Source organism: Streptomyces mabaensis (genome assembly GCF_053763515.1).
On sequence record NZ_JBSOPZ010000015.1, the window covers coordinates 67,188 to 84,181 of the forward strand.

Consider the following 16,994-nt stretch of genomic DNA (forward strand, 5'->3'; position numbering starts at 1 on the left):
CGAATTCCTCTCCGTCGCCTGCGAGGTGAGCTGTCGGGTTCGGACTGGAGATGTCCGGCCGCAGTGCGAGTGCGACTTAACCCCGAGCCGTTCCGGATTACCGGACCGGCGGCTTACCTGGGTCCCCCGCTCCTGCCGTGCGTGAGTGGTGGGTGCGGTTTCCGGGCGGTGGCAGGATTCGGCGGTCCACCCGGATTGACGGTGACCGTAGGCGAGCCCGACGGGCGGAACAAGCCGCGAATTCCGCATTGCATTCGCAGTGACGAATATGCCGGAATTTTCCGGTCACCCTCCGTGGATTACGGATCATTAACAGCCGCCCGCACCATGGAATTAGGCCTGCTTCCGCCACCACGCAACGTCACCAATATGATCCTGCTCACTCACTCCGGGACCATCTCACGCGCAAATACGCCAAGGCCTCGTTAAGCAAATCAATTCGGTCAGAACGGACATTGAACCGTAATTGCCCCTACTGATCCGCACCGAGATGATTGCCCCAGGAACCCATGTCGTATCGTCGAACCGATGACCCTCGCCGGCGAGCAGCGCCGACGGCAGACACGGAGGAGACCCCGTGACGCAGCAGCTTCCCCAGGTCCCGTCGACAGAGCCCGAGCTGACCGGAGTGCGCAACTTCCGTGACGTGGGCGGGCTGCCGGCCGCGGACGGCCGACGGGTACGGCAGGGGCGGCTCTTCCGCAGCGGTCATCTGGCGCATGCGAGCGCCACCGACGCCGCCTTCCTCGGCTCGCTCGGGCTGCACACGATCTTCGACTTCCGCAATGACGCGGACAAGGCACTTGAGGGTCCGGACGTCGAGCTGCCCGGCGTACGGAACGTCAACATCCCGCTGACGGACCCGGCGGACGGCGCCGAGTTCTGGAAGATGGTCCGCGACGGCGATCTCGACCAGCTGCGCTCGATCCTCGCCGACGGCCAGGCTGCCGCGCGGATGTCCGCCTCCTACCGCGTGATCATCAAGCACCGCACCGCGGAGCACAGCCGGGTGCTGCACGCGCTCGCCGAGGACAGCGTGCCGGCCCTGATGCACTGTGCGGCCGGCAAGGACCGCGCGGGCCTGTCGATCGCGGTGACGCTGCTCGCGCTCGGCGTCGAGCGGGACGCGATCGAGGCCGATTACCTGGAGTCCAACGCGGCCCACCGCCGTTACAAGGTGCACCGCAGCAACAGCTCGCCCGCCGCCATGTCCCCCGAGGTCATGGAGCTGCTGAGCCCGCTGTTCGACGCCCGCGCCGAGTACCTCGCGGCGGCCTTCGACACCATCTCCCAGACCTGGGGCACGACCGACCGCTACCTCGAGGAGGGCCTGAAGGTCACCCCCGAGATCCGCGAGCGGCTGCGCGCCCGCCTGCTGGACTGACGACGGGACCTGACGACCGGACAGGCCCTACTGCTGCCCGCCGAGGGTGAAGAGCATGTACACGAACGCCGCGAAGAGGTGTCCGGCGACGACGTAGACGAAGAGCCGGATCGCCAGGCCCCGCGGAATCCTGTCCTCGACGAAGCGACGGGCGGTGGACTTCTTCTCGTCGGTCCCGGGGGCGGTTTCGGGGTCGGTCATGGCGACACTCCTGGCGTTCGTCGGGACGCGCCGTCGCCGAGGCACAGCTCGGCAGCGGCGCTCTGCAGCAGCGTGTGGACGAAGAGCAGCTCGGCCCCGCCGCGGGTGGCGGCGGCGATCCGGTGCGGGGTCAGCGAGTCGAAGTGCGCGCTGTCCCCCGGCGCGAGGGTGTGCTCGCTCTCGCCGAGCATCAGCCGCACCCGGCCCCGGAGTACGTACAGCCACTCCTCACCGGGGTGTACGCGGACCAGGTCGCCCTGCCTGCCGTACGGAACCCGCAGCCGCAGCGCCTGCATGCCGCGACCGGGGGTGCCGGCCGACCAGTACGTCCAGCCGCCGGCCTCCGCCGGCTCGGCCCGGTCGCCGCGCACGACCGGGTCCCGGCCGGGCAGCTCCTCGCCGAGCAGTTCCGAGACGGTCGTACCGTAGGTACGGGCGAGCGCGAGCAGCATCGGCAGGGACGGCTGACGCCGACCCGTCTCGAGCCGGGACAGATGCGCCGGTGAGAGACCGGCGCGCGCGGCGGCCGCCTCCAGCGTCAGCGCGGCGCGACGCCGCAGCTCGCGCAGCTGCGGCGCGACGGCGGGCAGCTCCTGGGCCGCCCCGGTGGTGCCAGGGTCCATACCGTCGATTGAGCCAGAGCGCGTGCCTCTCAGGCAAATTTCTTGCCTCTGAGGCACATCAGAGGCACATCACCTGCCGACGGCCTGCTTGACCAGGGTGCGGCCGAAGTCCCACATCAGTCCGCCACCGCTGTGTGCCTCGTCCATGACGTCCGTGAAGGCGGCGACGAACCGGTCCACGTCCCGCTCGTCGATGATCAGCGGCGGAATCAGCTTGATCACTTCGAGATGGTCGCCGGACACCTGGGTGAGGATGCGGTGCCGCTGGAGCAGCGGGACGACCACCATCTGCGCGAAGAGCCCCTTGCGTGCCGCCTGGAGCATGGCCCACCGGCCGCGGAGCCCGAGCGATGTGGGCCGGCCGAACTCGATGCCGATCATCAGGCCCCGTCCGCGCACCTCGTGCAGCAACTCGTAGCGATCGACGAGGGCGGCGAGCCGGGTGCGCAGCAGATCACCGGTCGCCCGGGCGTGGGCGACGATCTGCTCGTTCTCCATGACCGACAGCACGGCGAGCCCCGCCGCCATCGCCTGCGCGTTGGAACCGAAGCTGGCGGAGTGCACCAGCACCCGGTCCATGGACGAGTACACCTTCTTGAAGATCCAGTCCTTGCCGAGGGTCGCCCCGACCGGCACATAGCCGCCCGACAGCGCCTTGGCCACGCAGACCAGGTCGGGTTCGACGCCCTCCTCGTGCTGGTACGCGAAGAAGTCACCGGTCCGGCCCAGGCCGGTCTGCACCTCGTCGGCGATGAGGAGCGCCTTGTGCCGGTGCAGCAACTCCTGTGCGGCGCGCAGGAATCCGGGCGGCGCCTCGCGCACGCCCTTGCCCTGGACCGGCTCGACGACGAAGGCCGCCACATCGCCGCGCTTCAACTCCCGTTCCAGCGCGACGAGATCACCGAGCGGGACGGCGGTGTCCGGCAGCAGCGGCGCGAAGCCGTCCCGGAAGCCGTCCTCCCCGTTGACCGAGAGCGAGCCGGTGGTCAGCCCGTGGAAGGCATGGGGGCAGTACAGGATCCTGGGCCTGCCCGTGGCGTACCGGGCGAACTTGAGCGCGGTCTCCACCGCCTCCGTACCGCTGTTGCCGAAGTAGACCCGGTCCAGGTGCGGACTGTACGAGAGCAGCTTCTCGGCCAGCAGTCCGGGCAGCGGCTGGCAGTCGAAGCGGACGAGATCGGCGAGCGAGGCGTCCAGGACGTCGTGCAGAGCTTTGCGGACGACGGGGTGGTGCCGGCCGAGCCCCATGACTCCGAAGCCCGCGAGCATGTCGAGGTAGTCGTTGCCCTCGGCGTCCCAGAAGTGGGCGCCCTCGGCTCGCTCGTACACCTTGTCGAAGCCGATGGTGTGCAGCATCCGCGGCAGCTGGTGGTTCAGATACCGGCTGTGCAGCTCATAGCGCTCCGCGCCGCGCTCGGCGAGCAGTACGCCGAGGTCGAAGTCCACGTCCTGGGCGTCCACGTCCTGGGCCGCGCCCGGCTCGGCGGTCGTCATGCTTCTCGCTCCTCCTTGTGAACCTGCACGGCCTGCTGGGCCCCCTGGGCGGCCTTCTGGGCCTTCTGGGCCAGTGCGGCGCTGATCCGCCCCGCGATCTCCACCGGGGTGAGGCCGATGTCGGCGAGGACTTCGCCGCGCTTGGCGTGGGCCAGGAACTGGCCGGGAATCCCGAAGGTCCGCAGCGGCCGGTCCACACCCGCGTCGCGCAGCGCCTGACCGACGGCCGAACCGACTCCGCCGTCGCGGCTGTTGTCCTCGACGACGGCCACCAGCCGGTGCTGCTCGGCGAGCGGCGCGAGCGCCTCGTCGACGGGCTTGACCCAGCGCGGGTCGACGACGGTGCAGCCGACCCCGCGGGCTTCGAGCAGCTCGGCGGCCTTCAGGCAGACGGGCGCGAGGGCGCCGACCGACACCAGCAGCACGTCAGCGGCCGCCTCGGCCCGGTGCAGTACGTCCATGCCGCCCACCCGGCCGACCGCCGGCACCGGCTCGCCGGCCGACTCCTTGGGGAAGCGCAGCACGGTCGGCGCGTCGTCGACGTCGACAGCCTCGCGTAGCTGGGCGCGGAGCTGGTCGGCGTCGCGCGGGGCCGCGATCCGCAGGCCCGGGACGACCTGAAGGAGCGACATGTCCCACATGCCGTTGTGCGAGGGGCCGTCGACCCCGGTGACGCCGGCCCGGTCGAGTACGAACGTCACGCCGCAGCGGTGCAGTGCCACGTCCATCAGCAGCTGGTCGAACGCGCGGTTGAGGAAGGTCGCGTAGACGGCGACGACCGGGTGCAGTCCGCCGGTCGCGAGGCCTGCCGCCGACACCGCGGCGTGCTGCTCCGCGATCCCCACGTCCCACACGCGGTCCGGGAAGGCCTCCGCGAACCCGCTGAGCCCGACGGGATGCAGCATGGCCGCGGTGATGGCCACCACGTCGGGCCGCTCGGCGCCGATCCGCACGATCTCGTCGCCGAACACCGAGGTCCAGGAAGGGCCGGGCGGGGGCGCGAGCGGTTCGCAGGTCAGCGGGTCCATGACACCGACCGTGTGGAAACGGTCCGCCTCGTCCTCCAGCGCGGGCGTGTAGCCGCGCCCCTTCTGGGTCAGGCAGTGCACGAGTACAGGGCCATGGAACCGCTTGGCGCGCCGCAGCGCCGATTCGACGGCCGCGGTGTCGTGTCCGTCGATGGGGCCGACGTACTTGAGCCCCAGGTCCTCGAACATGCCCTGGGGTGCGAAGGCGTCCTTGAAGCCCTTCTTCGCGCCGTGCAGTGATTCGTACAGCGGCCGGCCGACGACCGGTGTGTGGTGGAGGACGTCCTTGCCCCAGGCGAGGAACCGCTCGTAGCCGTCGGTGGTGCGCAGGGTGGCCAGGTGGTTCGCGAGGCCACCTATGGTCGGCCCGTACGACCGCTCGTTGTCGTTGACGACGATGATCAGCGGGCGGTCCTTGGCGGCGGCGATGTTGTTCAGTGCCTCCCATGCCATGCCGCCGGTGAGCGCGCCGTCCCCGATGACCGCGACCACATGGTTCTCGCGGCCGAGGACCTGGTTGGCCTTGGCGAGTCCGTCCGCCCAGCCCAGCACGGTCGAGGCGTGCGAGTTCTCGATGACGTCGTGCTCGGACTCCTCGCGCGACGGGTAGCCGGACAGCCCGCCCTTGCCGCGCAGCTTGGAGAAGTCCTGCCGCCCGGTGAGCAGTTTGTGTACGTAACTCTGGTGCCCGGTGTCCCACAGGATGCGGTCCGCGGGCGAGTCGAAGACCCGGTGCAGCGCGATCGAGAGCTCCACCACCCCCAGATTGGGCCCCAGATGGCCTCCCGTTCTGGCCACCGCGTGGATCAGGAACTCCCTGATCTCCCCGGCCAGTTCGCCGAGCTGCGACTCGTCCAGCGCCTTCAGGTCGCGCGGCCCCCGGATGTTCTCCAAGATCGACACGTCGGCCCCTCCCTCTCGGATCTGTTCAGCTCACGACGGCCGGCGGCCGGCCCTCCCGGCCGGCCGCCACCAGCCTCGTCACGTCATCCGCGGCTTCCCGAGCCCGAGACGGTGTCGCGGGCCGCCCGCAGGGACTCCTTGAGCGAGCCCATGGTGGCGAGGACGGCGGTCGGCTCGTAGCCGCAGTGCGCCATGCAGTTGGCGCAGCGTGGGTCCTTCCCCCGGCCGTACTTGCTCCAGTCGGTCTCCTCGATGAGTTCCCGGTACGTGGGGACGTACCCGTCGGCCATCAGGTAGCAGGGCCGCTGCCAGCCGAACAGGGAGTAGTTGGGGATGGCCCACGCGGTGCACGGGAAGTCCGCCTTGCCCTCCAGGAAGTCCAGGAAGAGCGGCGAGTGGTTCAGCCGCCAGCGCCGCCGGTTGCCGCCCGCGAAGGACTTCCTGAAGAGTTCGCGGGTCTGCTCGACACCGAGGAAGTGCTCCTGGTCGGGGGCCTTCTCGTAGGCGTACGCGGGCGAGATCATCATCTCGTCCACCTGGAGGTCGTCGTTGAGGTAGTTGAGGACCTCGATGACGGTCTGGGGGGTGTCCGTGTTGAAGAAGGTGGAGTTGGTGGTGACCCGGAAGCCACGCTTCTTGGCCTCCTTGATGGCCGCCACCGCCTCGTCGAACACCCCCTCCTTGGCGACGGATTCGTCATGCCGCTCGCGCAGTCCGTCGATGTGCACGGCGAACGCGAAGTAGGGCGAGGGCGTGAAGTTCTCGATCTTCTTCCGGAGCAGCAGCGCGTTGGTGCAGAGGAAGACGTACTTCCTCTTGGCCACCAGCTGACGGACGATCTCGTCGATCTGAGGGTGCATCAACGGCTCGCCACCCGCGATGGACACCATCGGCGCTCCGGACTCCAGCACCGCGCCCACCGCCTGGGCCACCGGCATGCGCTGCTTGAGGATGCCGGCCGGATGCTGGATCTTCCCGCACCCCTCGCACTTGAGATTGCAGGCGTAGAGCGGTTCGAGCTCGACGATGAGCGGGAACTTCTCACGCTTGCGGAGCTTCTGTTCGAAGAGGTACGTCCCGACCCTGATGGTCTGACGGAGCGGCATGGCCATCTAGCTCACCTCCTGGGGAGCAGCAAAGAACGGTGCCATTCATGGAAAGCCGGCAGGACGGAGCGAAGGACACGGAAAGCTGATATTCCACCGCGGACCGTCCCAATGCGGACGAGCTCATGCTCAGGAGCGTCCACGACCACCCGGACGGCCGCAACCGGACGCGCGCCGCCCCGGACGGCGCTCCACAGGGTCGCGGCGGACTCCATGTCCACGGCGATCGCGCCGGTGGCCCGCAACTCGGCCCGCTCGGGCCCGCGTACGACATGGTGGGAGCCGATGAGCGGACCGGTGTGAACGGCCCGCCCGGGGACGGCCCGGGCCAGCGCGCCGGCGAGCAGTCCGGTGCCGGTGCAGGGCGTGACGCCCCGGGGGTCGCGGGTCTCGTCGGCGACGACCAGGTCACCGGGGTGCATACCGGGCGCGAGCCCGGCGCAGAAGCCGGTGGCGAGGACCGCCGCGTCATGCAGGCCCGCCTCGTCGAGCGTGCGTGTGACGGCCCGCTCGGCCGCCCTGGGCCCCATGCCCGTACGCAGCACCCGCACCGGTCCCGGCGCACCGCCGCGGTCCCGGCCGCGTCGCAGGGCGAGGTGCTCGATGCCGAGCGCGCAGGCGATCAGCAGTGGTGTGCCGTCCGGGGAAGCCGGCGCCGGGCCCATCAGTCCGCCTTGTGGCCGGCGGCCTGAGCCGGATCCGGGACCGGGGCCGGCGCCACGAACGGCTCCCCGTGGACGTACCGTCCGAGCGCCGTGAGCGGGAAGACCTGCCGGTAGAGGTGGTAGTTGATGGAGAAGTCCCAGGGGAACCCGGTACCGGTGAAGTACGGCTCGTCCCAGGAGCCGTCCTCTCCTTGCGTCTCGGCGAGCCAGGTCACCCCGCGCTCGACGGCCTTGCTCTCCCGCTCGCCGGCCGCGAGCAGCGCCATCAGCGCCCAGCCGGTCTGGCTGGCGGTGGACTCGCCGTGCCCGATCCATTCGGCGTCGCGGTACGAGCGAAGGTCCTCGCCCCAGCCGCCGTCGTCGTTCTGTACGGACTCCAGCCAGCGGACCGCACGCCGGATCGCGGGGTGCGAGGCGGGCAGCCCGGCGGCGACGAGCGCCGGCACCACCGATCCCGTTCCGTAGAGGTAGTTGACACCCCAGCGCCCGAACCAGGCGCCGTTCTGCTCCTGTTCGGCGAGCAGCCACGCGATGCCGCGCCGGGTGCGCGGGTGATGGGACTTGCCCTCGACGGCCAGCATCTCCACCACATGCGCGGTGACGTCGGCGGAGGGCGGGTCGATCACCTCGCCGAAGTCGCAGAACGGCAGCCGGTTGGGGAAGGCGCTGGTGTTGTCCGCGTCGAAGGCGCCCCACGCGCCGTTCTTCGACTGCATGCCGAGGTTCCAGCTCACCGCCCGCTCGATGGCGGCTTCGACGCGCGCCGGATCCGGATGCATGATCCTGCGCAGCGCGAGGACGACCTCGGCGGTGTCGTCGATGTCGGGGTAGTTGTCGTTGTGGAACTCGAACGCCCAGCCGCCGGGGACGAGTCCGGGCCTGCGTACGGACCAGTCCCCCGGCCGTACGATCTGCTCGGCCAGCATCCAGTCGGCGGCCCTGACGAGCGACGGGTGGTCGGCGGGGACTCCGGCGTCGGCGAGCGCGATCGCGGCGAGGCAGGTGTCCCACACCGGGGACTGGCAGGCCTCGATCATCCGGGCGCCGTCCGCGCGCGGGACCGCGAAGCGGTCCAGGGATTCCAGGCCGGCCCGCATCACCGGGTGTTCGAGGTCGTAGCCGAGGAGATGCAGGGCGATCACGGAGTACACGGCGGGCGGCTGGATGCCGCCCCAGCAGCCGTCGTTCTCCTGGCGCTCGATGATCCAGCGGGCCGCGGCGTTCATCGCGGTCCGGCGCAGCCGGCGGGGGGCGACGTTGTGGTAGACGTGCAGCGCCTTGTCGAGCCGCTGGAAGAGGCCGTCCCAGGTGGTCGGCGGGGCGAGGCGCCGGGCGGGGCTCGGGTGGCGGGCGTCCGTGTGGAGTTCCTCCAGCGCGAAAGGCGCCGGCCGCACCGGCCGCTTCGCGGAGACGACGGTGAGCGGCACGATGGTCTGCCGCGCCCAGCAGCCGAAGTCGTAGATGTTGAGCGGGAACCACTTGGGCAGGAAGATCAGTTCGGGCGGCAGCTCGGGCAGGTCGTCCCACTTCCACCAGCCGAAGAGGGCGAGCCAGATCCGGGTGAAGACGCGGCTCGCGGCGATGCCGCCGTGTGCCCGGATCCAGGCGGAGGCGAGGGCCATGTGCGGGTCGTCGGGCCGGTCGCCGGCGAGCCGCAGGGCGACGTATGCCTCGATGGTGGTGGACAGCTCGCCCGGACCGCCGTAGAAGGTGGCCCAGGTGCCGTCCTCGCGCTGCTCGCCGCGGATGAACAGGCCGGCCGCCCGGGTGGTCTGTTCGTCCTGGATGCCGAGGAACTGACGGAGCAGCAGATCTTCGGCGTCCATGGTGACGTTGGTTTCGAGGTCGCCCTTCCACCATCCCTGGGCGTCCTGGCGGCCGAGCAGATGCCCGACCGCGCGCGCGGTGGCCCGCTCGGCGGCGAGAAGGACGTCGGCCGCGGCGGAACGGCTGTCGGTGGTGTCGCCGGCCGATGCTCCACGGGGCCGTGATGCCCCGGGGCTCCCGTCGGTCGTCGCTGTCATGGCTTCCCCTTCGTGCAGTGAAGTCCTCGTGAAGTCCTCTGCTGTGCTGGGGTCCGCCGTCGGCCGGCGCCCGGTCAGGGGCACCGGCCGGCGACTGCGCGCTATATGGAGGTGATGGTGATCATCTCTTTCGTACGACCACGAAGTCGGCCAGCGCCGTGAGCTGCGCGCGGACCCGTTCCGGCATGTCGACGCGGCCGAGCGCCTCGATGGCCACCGCGTGCTGGCGGCGCGCCTCCTGGGCGGTCCACTCGCGGCCGCCCGCCTCCTCGATCAGCGCGGCCCTGATGGCGAACTCCTCCTCGGAGAAGCTGTCGAAGTCGTTGCTCTTCGCGTCGGCGGCGAGCAGTTCGCCCAGCCGCTCGGACGCGGGACCGCCGGCCGCGAGCGCAGCGACGACCGGCAGGGACTTCTTGCGCTGGCGCAGGTCGCTCCAGGTCTGCTTGCCGGTGGCCTCCGGGTCGCCCCAGATGCCGAGCAGGTCGTCGACGGCCTGGAAGGCGAGGCCGAGGTGGTAGCCGTACGCCTCCAGGGTGTCGGCGGTACGGTCGTCTGCGCCGCCGAGCACCGCCCCGATGGAGACGGCGCACGCGAGCAGCGCGCCCGTCTTGTTGCCCTCCATCTCCAGGCACTCCTCGACGGTGACCCGCTCCCGGTGCTCGTAGGAGATGTCCTGGGCCTGGCCGTCGATGAGCTTGCGGCTGGCGGTGGTGAGCCGGCGGGTGGCGCGGGCCGCCTCGGCCGTACCGAGCTCCAGCAGGATCTCGTTGGCGAGCGCGAAGAGCGCGTCACCGACCAGGATCGCCTGGGCGGGGCCGTGCACCTTCCACACCGTGTCGCGGTGGCGGCGCTGCTCGTCGCCGTCCATCAGGTCGTCGTGCAGCAGGGAGAAGTTGTGCACGAGCTCGACCGCGACCGCGCCGGGGAGGCCGACCTCGGGCGCGGCGCCGGCCGCCTCGGCGGACAGCAGGGCGAGCGCCGGGCGTACCGCCTTGCCGCCGTCGCCGTCGGCCGGCCGGCCGTGGGCGTCGATCCACCCGAAGTGGTAAGCGGCGACGGTGTCCATGGGGGGCGCGAGCCGGTCCACGGCCGCACGAAGCACCGGGGTGGACAGGGTGCGGCCGCGCTCCAGAAGCGCGACGGTGTCCGCACTGTCCGCGGTGTCGACAGCCGGATTCGCCGTGTTCACGGTCTCTCCTCTTGTTCCTGTGCTTGCGGTCATGCCGCCTCCTGCATCGGATGTTCATAGCGGCGGCCGAGTGCACAGAGCGCGGCGTCGGCGGCGCTGATACCGCTGCGCACGGCGCTCTCCATGGTCGCGGGCCAGCCGGTGGCGGTCCACGCACCGGCCAGGTACAGGCCGGGTGCGCGGGTACGGGCCGCGGGGCGCAGCCGTCCGACACCGGGGGTGGGGGCGAACGTCGCCGTCCGCTCCCGGGTGACGAAGAAGTCCCGTACGCGGGCGCCCCGGGCGGCGGGCAGCAGCCGCTCCAGTTCGGGGAGGTAGCGCGCGCGCAGGACGGACACCGGGTCGTCGATCTCGTTCTGGGCGATCGACTGGGACAGCGCGAGGTACTGGCCGCCGCCCCGGAGGCCCGACGCCTCCGTACGGTCGAAGACCCACTGGACCGGGGTGCCTAGTGCGGCGAAGAACGGCCGGCGCAGCACCTTGCGGTCGTACACGACATGGACGTTGAGGATCGGGGCGGTGCCGATGTCGAGCAGTTTGTCGGGGTCGTCGAGCGCGCGGTGCGGCAGCAGGCCGTGCGCCTCGCGCTGCGGTACGGCGAGAACGACGGTGTCCGCGGTGATCCGCTCACCGCCGGCCAGGACCTGCCAGCTGCCGTCCTCGGTACGGGAGACGGAGTCGGCCCGGGTGCGCACTGCGGTGCGCACGCCGGCCGAGTCGAGCGCCTTGCGGGCGAGTGTGTCGTGCAGGTCGCCGAGCGGGACGCGCGCCCAGCCGATGTCCGCCGCGCCGGGTGCGGAGAGCAGTCCGGTCTTGAAGACCATCGCGGCGAGCCCCAGGGAGGAGTCCTTCGCGGTGGCGTTGAGCGTCGCGATGCCGACCAGGTCCCACAGTGCTTCGACGGTGCGGCGGGACTGGCCGTGCCGGCCGAGCCAGGTGGCGAAGTCGATGCCGTCCAGGGCCGGATCGGCCGGGTCGAGTCCCTTGAGCGCGAGCGCGGCCCGTCCGACGCCCGCCCGCTCGGCGAGGGACAGATGCGGGTACGTGGCAAGGCTCGCGGCCAGGTGCAGGGGGACCGGCAGGGCGGTGCGGCGCAGCCGCCCGAGCCGGGGGCCCGTGGGGTGGGCCACGTCGAGCACGGGTACGTCGAGCCGGTCCTGCAGCGGCGCGAGCGCGGCCCCGTCGATGCGGTCCAGGAACCACTGGTAGGCCGTGCAGCAGCGCAGGTAGACGTGCTGGCCGTTGTCGACGGTGAGTTCGCCCCGACGGAAGGAGAACGCGAGGCCGCCCAGGCGGGGGCGGCCTTCGAGCAGCGTGACGGAGAGTCCGGCGTCGGCGAGTGCGAGGGCGGCGGTCACTCCGGCCAGGCCGCCGCCGACGACCACCGCGCTGGTCCCCCTCATGCGCCCTCCCCCGGGACGGCCGTCGCAGTCAGGGACGCAGCCGCGCGACGCGGGGTTGCGCCCGATGGGGCCGTGTTCGTCCGGGAGGTGCCGTACCGGCGCATCAGATCCGCCTCCTGACCGTCTGGCGGGAGATGTGCCGGGTGTCGAGCCCGGAGAGTCCGCGGACGGCGACGTACGCCTTCTCCCGGCCGGGCAGCGAGACGCGGCCGCGCAGCACCGCCTCGGGCTCGCGCTCGATACGGTCCAGGAGCCGGCGGTAGATGCCGGCCATGGCGGCGACGCAGGCGCCGCTGCGCCGGTCCAGCATGGGCAGCAGCCGGTAGCCCTCGGCGAACAGGGCCCGGGCGCGCCGCACTTCGAAGTGCACGAGGCCGGCGAAGTCGGAGTCGGCGGGCGGGGTGGAGCCGTGGAAGCCCGCGGAGCAGCCGAACTTGGCGAGGTCGTCGGAGGGCAGGTAGGCACGGCCGTTGCCGGCGTCCTCGCGGATGTCCCGGAGGATGTTGGTGAGCTGGAGGGCGAGACCGAGCGTATCGGCGTACTCGGGGGCGCGTTCGGCGTTGGCCGCGCCCGGCTGGGTACCGAACACGCCGAGGGAGAGCCGTCCGATGGCGCCCGCGACACACCGGCAGTAGACCTTGAGGTCGTCCCAGGTCTCGTACGTCTCGCCGCGCACGTCCATCAGGACGCCGTCAATGAGTTCGTCGAGTCCGCCGAGCGGGATCGGGAAGCGCCGGGCGGCGTGCGCGAGGGCCACCGCGACCGGGTCGGTGTCGTCCTCCTCGATCGCGCCGGCCCGGATCCGGCCGAGCAGGCCGCGGGTCTCCTCCAGCCGGGCCCGCTTGACGTCGGGGGCGAGCGGTCCGTCACCGATGTCGTCGACGCGACGCGAGAAGGCGTACAGCGCGGACATGGCATACCGCTTGTCGGTCGGCAGGAGCCTGATGCCGTAGGCAAAGTTGCGCGCCTGCTGTCCCGTCACGGCCTCGCAGTAGCTGTACGCGGCGAGTACCGGCGCGGACGCGTGTTGTCCTTCCACAGTCCGGCTCACCCTTCTCTCGGCGCTCTTCGCAAGACGGCTCCCACTTCGCGCAGCAGACGGAGTTTGGTGGGTTTGGGCGGTCCGGGGAGTACGTCGTGCCCGGCAGCGGCGACCGCGTGGAGCGCGGACCGCCCCCCGGCCACGAATCCGGAGAGCAGCAGCCTGAGCCTGCCGTGGACGCTACCCACCAGCGGGGTGCCTTCATTCAGCAGCAGGCGGGCGCGTTCGGCTTCGAACGCCACCAGCGCGCGCACCGATGCGCCGGCGGACGGGACTGCGAGGTCGGCCTCCTGGACATGGAACCGCTTCATGTCCTCGGCGGGCAGGTAGATGCGGTCGCGGCCGAGGTCCTCGGCGATGTCCTGGACGTGCTCGACGAGCTGCAGCGCCGTGCAGATGGCGTCGGAGCGGCGGACCCGCTCCGGGCTGCAGGAACCGGTGACCGAGAGCACCAGGCGGCCCACGGGGTTGGCGGACAGCTCGCAGTACGCGAGCAGGTCCTCATAGGTCTCGTACCGGCTCACGAGCTGGTCCTGGCGGTTGGCCTCGATCAGCCCGAGGAACGGCTCGGGGGTGAGGCCGTGGCGGCGTACGACGGGACGCAGGGTCCGCAGGACCGGGTGGCGGGGTCCGGTGCCGGCCGAGTCGAAGACACGTTTCAGGTCGGCTTCGAAGGCGTCGAGCAGGGCGAGCCGGTCGTCGGCCTGCGCGGGGTCGAGTCCGAGGAGTGCGGCGTCCCGGCCGCCGGGGACGAGGTCGCCGTCACCGATGTCGTCGACCAGGCGGGCGTATCCGTACACGGCCATGAGGCCGGCGCGCCAGGCGGCCGGCAGATAGAACGGCGCCACGGGGAAGTTCTCGTCCGCGGCCTTGTCCAGGGTGGCGAGCGAGTGGGCGTCGGGGCGGGCGCCGTACGTTCCCATTGCCGTCACATCTCCCGTTCTACACTGCCGATCCAATACATCCTATTTCGGACACGCCGCCACTCCGCCCGACCAGCGCCCGGCCCGAAGGCCCTGACAAGCGGGGAAACCGAGGGGTATCGCCCCACTTGCCGCGAATCAGCACCAGTACAGCTTACGTTGTACAACGCCCGGCAGCCCGCGTGGGTGCATTCCGTATGACAAGTCCGTGTGTGCGGCCTCCGCGTCGGCGGCCGCACACGCGTCGGACCCGAACGGCGAAGGCCTCCGCCGGGTGCCGGCGGAGGCCTTGGGCGCAGGCGCGACCGGGCTACTTGCCGGTCTCCTTCTGGTACGCCGCGAGGACCTCGTCGGTGGGGCCGTCCATCAGCAGCTCGCCCTTCTCCAGCCACAGCACCCGGTCGCAGGTCCCCCTGATCGACCCGAGACTGTGGCTGACCAGGAAGACCGTGCCGGCCTGCTTGCGCAGTTCGCGGATGCGGGCCTCGGAGCGCTTCTGGAACTTGGCGTCGCCGGTGGCCAGCGCCTCGTCGATCATCAGCACGTCGTGGCTCTTGGCCGCCGCGATGGAGAAGCGCAGCCGCGCGCCCATGCCCGAGGAGTAGGTGCGCATCGGAAGCGAGATGAAGTCGCCCTTGTCGTTGATGCCCGAGAAATCGACGATCTGCTGGTAGTGCCCGCGGATCTCCTCGCGCGTCATGCCCATCGCGAGGCCGCCGAGTATGACGTTGCGTTCGCCCGTCAGATCGCTCATCAGCGCGGCGTTCACTCCGAGCAGCGAGGGCTGCCCATGGGTGAAGACCCGGCCGCGCTCGGCCGGCAGCAGACCCGCGATGGTCCGCAGCAGCGTCGACTTGCCGGAGCCGTTGGTGCCGATGAGGCCGATGGCCTCACCCTTGTACGCGGTGAAGGTGACGCCCTTGACGGCGTGCACCTCGCGCACGCCCGACCTGCCCTTGCCGCCGCCGAGAATCCGGCTCAGTGCGGCGGTGGCGCTGCCCTTGCCGCCGCCGGCGCCCTGCACGCGGTAGACCACGTGCACGTCGTCGGCGACGACCGTGGGGGTGCGCGCCGCGGTGGCGTTCATGTCCTCAGCCACGGCCGTAGCGCTCCTCAGCCTTCCAGAAGTACACGAAGCCGCCGACCCCCACGACCACGGCCCAGCCGACCGCCATGGCCCAGATGTGCGGGGGCAGCTGGTCCGCGGTGAACGTGTCGATCAGGGCGAAACGCACCAGGTCGATGTAGATCGCCGCGGGGTTCGCCTCGAGCATCCAGCCGATGAACTGCGGAATGTCCTTGCCCTTGAGCATCTCCTCGATGCTGTACATGACACCGGACGCGTACATCCACGTCCGGAGGATGAACGGCATCAGCTGGGCCAGGTCCGGGGTCTTGCTGCCGAGCCGCGCCATGATCAGCGCGAGGCCGGCGTTGAACAGGAACTGCAGCACGAGCGCCGGAACGACCAGGAACCAGGAGAAGGCGATCGGCACGCCGAAGGCGAGCACGATCACGGCCAGCACGCCCATGGAGAGCACGAGCTGCTGGAGCTGCATCAGGCAGAACGCGATGGGCAGCGAGGCCCGCGGGAAGTGCAGGGCCCGCACCAGCCCAAGGTTGCCCGAGATGGCCTTGGTCCCGGCGAGCACCGAGCTCTGCGTGAACGTGAAGATGAAGACACCGGTCACCAGGAACGGGACGAAGTCCGGGACGCCCTGCCTGGTGTTGAGCAGCAGGCCGAAGATCAGGAAGTACACGGCCGCGTTCAGCAGCGGCGTCATGACCTGCCAGATCTGGCCCAGCTTGGCCTGGCTGTACTGCGCGGTCGTCTTCGCGCTGGCGAAGGCGGCGATGAAGTGGCGCCGTCCCCAGAGCTGGCGGACGTAGTCGCGCAGGCCCGGCCGGGCCCCGCTCACCGAGAGGCCGTACTTGGCGGCCAGTTCCGCCGGCGACAGGCCGGCGTCCGGAGACGGCGGGTCGCTCATCGCGACCGCAGCGTCATGCGTTGTCTCACTCACAAGTTGAAACTTTCGTCTTCAAGATGCGCAGCCAGTTGGGGCAGGGGCACAGCTGCCGGTCCCGGGAACAGTCCCGATGCTCTCAGAACCGAGCTTCTCAGATCACAGGAGGTCGGCCCAGTCGCGTCAGCCGCCATACCGTACGCCACTTCATCGGGCGCCGGGCCCCGCAGGGCGAACTCCAGCCCTCCCGGAAACCGCCCAGCCAGGCCTTCAGCGCGGGCAGCGAGGGCCGCCGGGCCAGGGTCAGCAGCAGCCACACCCCGAGATACACCGGGACCAGCGGCGCGGGCAGGTTGCGGCGGGCCAGCCAGACGCGGTTCCGGGCGACCATGCGGTGGTAGACCGCGTGCCGGGAGGGCGGGGTCGTGGGGTGGAACAGCACCATGTCGGCGCGGTAGTCGATCAGCCAGCCGGCGTCGAGCGCCCGCCAGGCCAGGTCGGTTTCCTCATGGGCGTAGAAGAACTCGTCCGGCAGCCCGCCGACCTCGGCGAACACCCGGGTGCGTACGGCATTGGCCCCGCCGAGGAAGGTGGTCACGCGGGAGGAGCGCATCGGGTCGGAGGCGCGCAGCCGCGGCACATGGCGGCGCTGGGTCTGCCCGGTGTCGGGGTCGGCGATCCGGAAGCTGATGATGCCCAGCTTCGGATCCGCCTCGAACGCCCGGCGGCACAGCTCAGCGGTGTCGGTGTGGGCCAGCAGACCGTCGTCGTCCAGGAACAGCAGGGCGTCCCGCTCGCGGCCGCCGGGGCCGAAAGCCTCGATGCCCGCGTTGCGGCCGCCCGGGATGCCCAGGTTCTCGGGCAGCTCGACGGTGCGTACGCCTGCCGGTACGTCGGTCACCGGGGCGCCGTTGCCGACCACGACGACCTCGACCGGGTCGCCCTCCTGCCGGGCAACCGAGTGCAGCAGGGCCTTCAGCTCGTCGGGGCGGTCACCCATGGTGATGATCACCACGCCGAGCTTCATGCCCGTGCCCGTACCCGT

General features: G+C 70.9%; 15 protein-coding genes and 1 riboswitch. Of the genes, 1 reads left to right on the forward strand and 14 read right to left on the reverse strand.

Features of this window, described 5'->3' with window-relative positions; all coding sequences use genetic code 11:
• Window positions 1-2: 2 nt before the first annotated feature.
• A riboswitch (cyclic di-AMP (ydaO/yuaA leader) is annotated at window positions 3-161 on the reverse strand.
• A 416-nt stretch (window positions 162-577) separates the two neighbouring features.
• Window positions 578-1,384, forward strand: a complete 807-nt coding sequence (locus tag ACWV17_RS15770) for a tyrosine-protein phosphatase (protein ID WP_455360203.1) — start codon at window positions 578-580, stop codon at window positions 1,382-1,384.
• 27 nt (window positions 1,385-1,411) lie between these two features.
• Here the strand turns inward: ACWV17_RS15770 and ACWV17_RS15775 are convergent, their stop codons facing one another.
• From ACWV17_RS15775 to ACWV17_RS15840, 14 genes are all read right to left on the reverse strand, one after another.
• Window positions 1,412-1,585 carry a DUF6126 family protein gene (locus ACWV17_RS15775; protein ID WP_455360204.1) on the reverse strand — a complete coding sequence of 58 codons (174 nt, stop codon included), beginning with the start codon at window positions 1,583-1,585 and terminating at the stop codon, window positions 1,412-1,414.
• On the reverse strand, window positions 1,582-2,208 hold the full coding sequence (locus ACWV17_RS15780; RefSeq protein ID WP_455360205.1) for a helix-turn-helix domain-containing protein: 627 nt from the start codon (window positions 2,206-2,208) through the stop codon (window positions 1,582-1,584). Before ACWV17_RS15780 ends, ACWV17_RS15775 begins: the two co-directional genes overlap by 4 nt.
• 69 nt (window positions 2,209-2,277) lie before the next feature.
• The gene (locus ACWV17_RS15785; RefSeq protein WP_455360206.1) at window positions 2,278-3,702 is read right to left on the reverse strand and encodes an aspartate aminotransferase family protein; all 1,425 of its coding nucleotides are present in this window, start codon (window positions 3,700-3,702) and stop codon (window positions 2,278-2,280) included.
• Entirely contained in the window at window positions 3,699-5,633 is a 1,935-nt protein-coding gene (gene dxs / locus ACWV17_RS15790; protein ID WP_455360207.1) for a 1-deoxy-D-xylulose-5-phosphate synthase, read from the reverse strand. The genes ACWV17_RS15785 and dxs overlap by 4 nt, the downstream gene beginning before the upstream one ends.
• A gap of 83 nt (window positions 5,634-5,716) precedes the next feature.
• Complete coding sequence (gene hpnH, locus ACWV17_RS15795) at window positions 5,717-6,745, reverse strand: adenosyl-hopene transferase HpnH (protein ID WP_455357255.1); 1,029 nt, start codon at window positions 6,743-6,745, stop codon at window positions 5,717-5,719.
• Window positions 6,746-6,750: 5 nt separating this feature from the next.
• The gene (locus tag ACWV17_RS15800; protein WP_455357254.1) at window positions 6,751-7,404 is read right to left on the reverse strand and encodes a phosphorylase family protein; all 654 of its coding nucleotides are present in this window, start codon (window positions 7,402-7,404) and stop codon (window positions 6,751-6,753) included.
• Entirely contained in the window at window positions 7,404-9,428 is a 2,025-nt protein-coding gene (shc, locus tag ACWV17_RS15805; protein WP_455360208.1) for a squalene--hopene cyclase, read from the reverse strand. The genes ACWV17_RS15800 and shc overlap by 1 nt, the downstream gene beginning before the upstream one ends.
• 121 nt (window positions 9,429-9,549) lie before the next feature.
• Window positions 9,550-10,650: a polyprenyl synthetase family protein gene (locus ACWV17_RS15810; RefSeq protein ID WP_455357252.1), complete on the reverse strand. Its 1,101-nt coding sequence runs from the start codon at window positions 10,648-10,650 to the stop codon at window positions 9,550-9,552.
• The gene (gene hpnE / locus ACWV17_RS15815) at window positions 10,647-12,020 is read right to left on the reverse strand and encodes a hydroxysqualene dehydroxylase HpnE (protein WP_455360209.1); all 1,374 of its coding nucleotides are present in this window, start codon (window positions 12,018-12,020) and stop codon (window positions 10,647-10,649) included. Before hpnE ends, ACWV17_RS15810 begins: the two co-directional genes overlap by 4 nt.
• Before the next feature lie 103 nt (window positions 12,021-12,123).
• The gene (hpnD, locus tag ACWV17_RS15820; protein ID WP_455357250.1) at window positions 12,124-13,071 is read right to left on the reverse strand and encodes a presqualene diphosphate synthase HpnD; all 948 of its coding nucleotides are present in this window, start codon (window positions 13,069-13,071) and stop codon (window positions 12,124-12,126) included.
• The gene (gene hpnC, locus ACWV17_RS15825; protein WP_455360271.1) at window positions 13,068-13,985 is read right to left on the reverse strand and encodes a squalene synthase HpnC; all 918 of its coding nucleotides are present in this window, start codon (window positions 13,983-13,985) and stop codon (window positions 13,068-13,070) included. Before hpnC ends, hpnD begins: the two co-directional genes overlap by 4 nt.
• Before the next feature lie 310 nt (window positions 13,986-14,295).
• Window positions 14,296-15,072 carry an ABC transporter ATP-binding protein gene (locus tag ACWV17_RS15830; protein ID WP_455357271.1) on the reverse strand — a complete coding sequence of 259 codons (777 nt, stop codon included), beginning with the start codon at window positions 15,070-15,072 and terminating at the stop codon, window positions 14,296-14,298.
• A gap of 4 nt (window positions 15,073-15,076) precedes the next feature.
• A complete protein-coding gene (locus ACWV17_RS15835; RefSeq protein ID WP_455360210.1) occupies window positions 15,077-16,006 on the reverse strand; it encodes an ABC transporter permease in 930 nt (309 codons plus the stop codon).
• 97 nt (window positions 16,007-16,103) lie between these two features.
• Window positions 16,104-16,976: a glycosyltransferase family 2 protein gene (locus ACWV17_RS15840; RefSeq protein ID WP_455360272.1), complete on the reverse strand. Its 873-nt coding sequence runs from the start codon at window positions 16,974-16,976 to the stop codon at window positions 16,104-16,106.
• Window positions 16,977-16,994: the final 18 nt, after the last annotated feature.

Coding starts and splice junctions, on each gene's coding strand:
- ACWV17_RS15775 (WP_455360204.1), bottom strand. CDS start 1,585: ATGACCGACCCCGAAACCGCCCCCGGGACCGACGAGAAGAAGTCCACC.
- ACWV17_RS15780 (WP_455360205.1), bottom strand. CDS start 2,208: ATGGACCCTGGCACCACCGGGGCGGCCCAGGAGCTGCCCGCCGTCGCG.
- ACWV17_RS15785 (WP_455360206.1), bottom strand. CDS start 3,702: ATGACGACCGCCGAGCCGGGCGCGGCCCAGGACGTGGACGCCCAGGAC.
- hpnH (WP_455357255.1), bottom strand. CDS start 6,745: ATGGCCATGCCGCTCCGTCAGACCATCAGGGTCGGGACGTACCTCTTC.
- ACWV17_RS15800 (WP_455357254.1), bottom strand. CDS start 7,404: ATGGGCCCGGCGCCGGCTTCCCCGGACGGCACACCACTGCTGATCGCC.
- shc (WP_455360208.1), bottom strand. CDS start 9,428: ATGACAGCGACGACCGACGGGAGCCCCGGGGCATCACGGCCCCGTGGA.
- ACWV17_RS15810 (WP_455357252.1), bottom strand. CDS start 10,650: ATGACCGCAAGCACAGGAACAAGAGGAGAGACCGTGAACACGGCGAAT.
- hpnE (WP_455360209.1), bottom strand. CDS start 12,020: ATGAGGGGGACCAGCGCGGTGGTCGTCGGCGGCGGCCTGGCCGGAGTG.
- hpnC (WP_455360271.1), bottom strand. CDS start 13,985: ATGGGAACGTACGGCGCCCGCCCCGACGCCCACTCGCTCGCCACCCTG.
- ACWV17_RS15830 (WP_455357271.1), bottom strand. CDS start 15,072: ATGAACGCCACCGCGGCGCGCACCCCCACGGTCGTCGCCGACGACGTG.
- ACWV17_RS15840 (WP_455360272.1), bottom strand. CDS start 16,976: ATGAAGCTCGGCGTGGTGATCATCACCATGGGTGACCGCCCCGACGAG.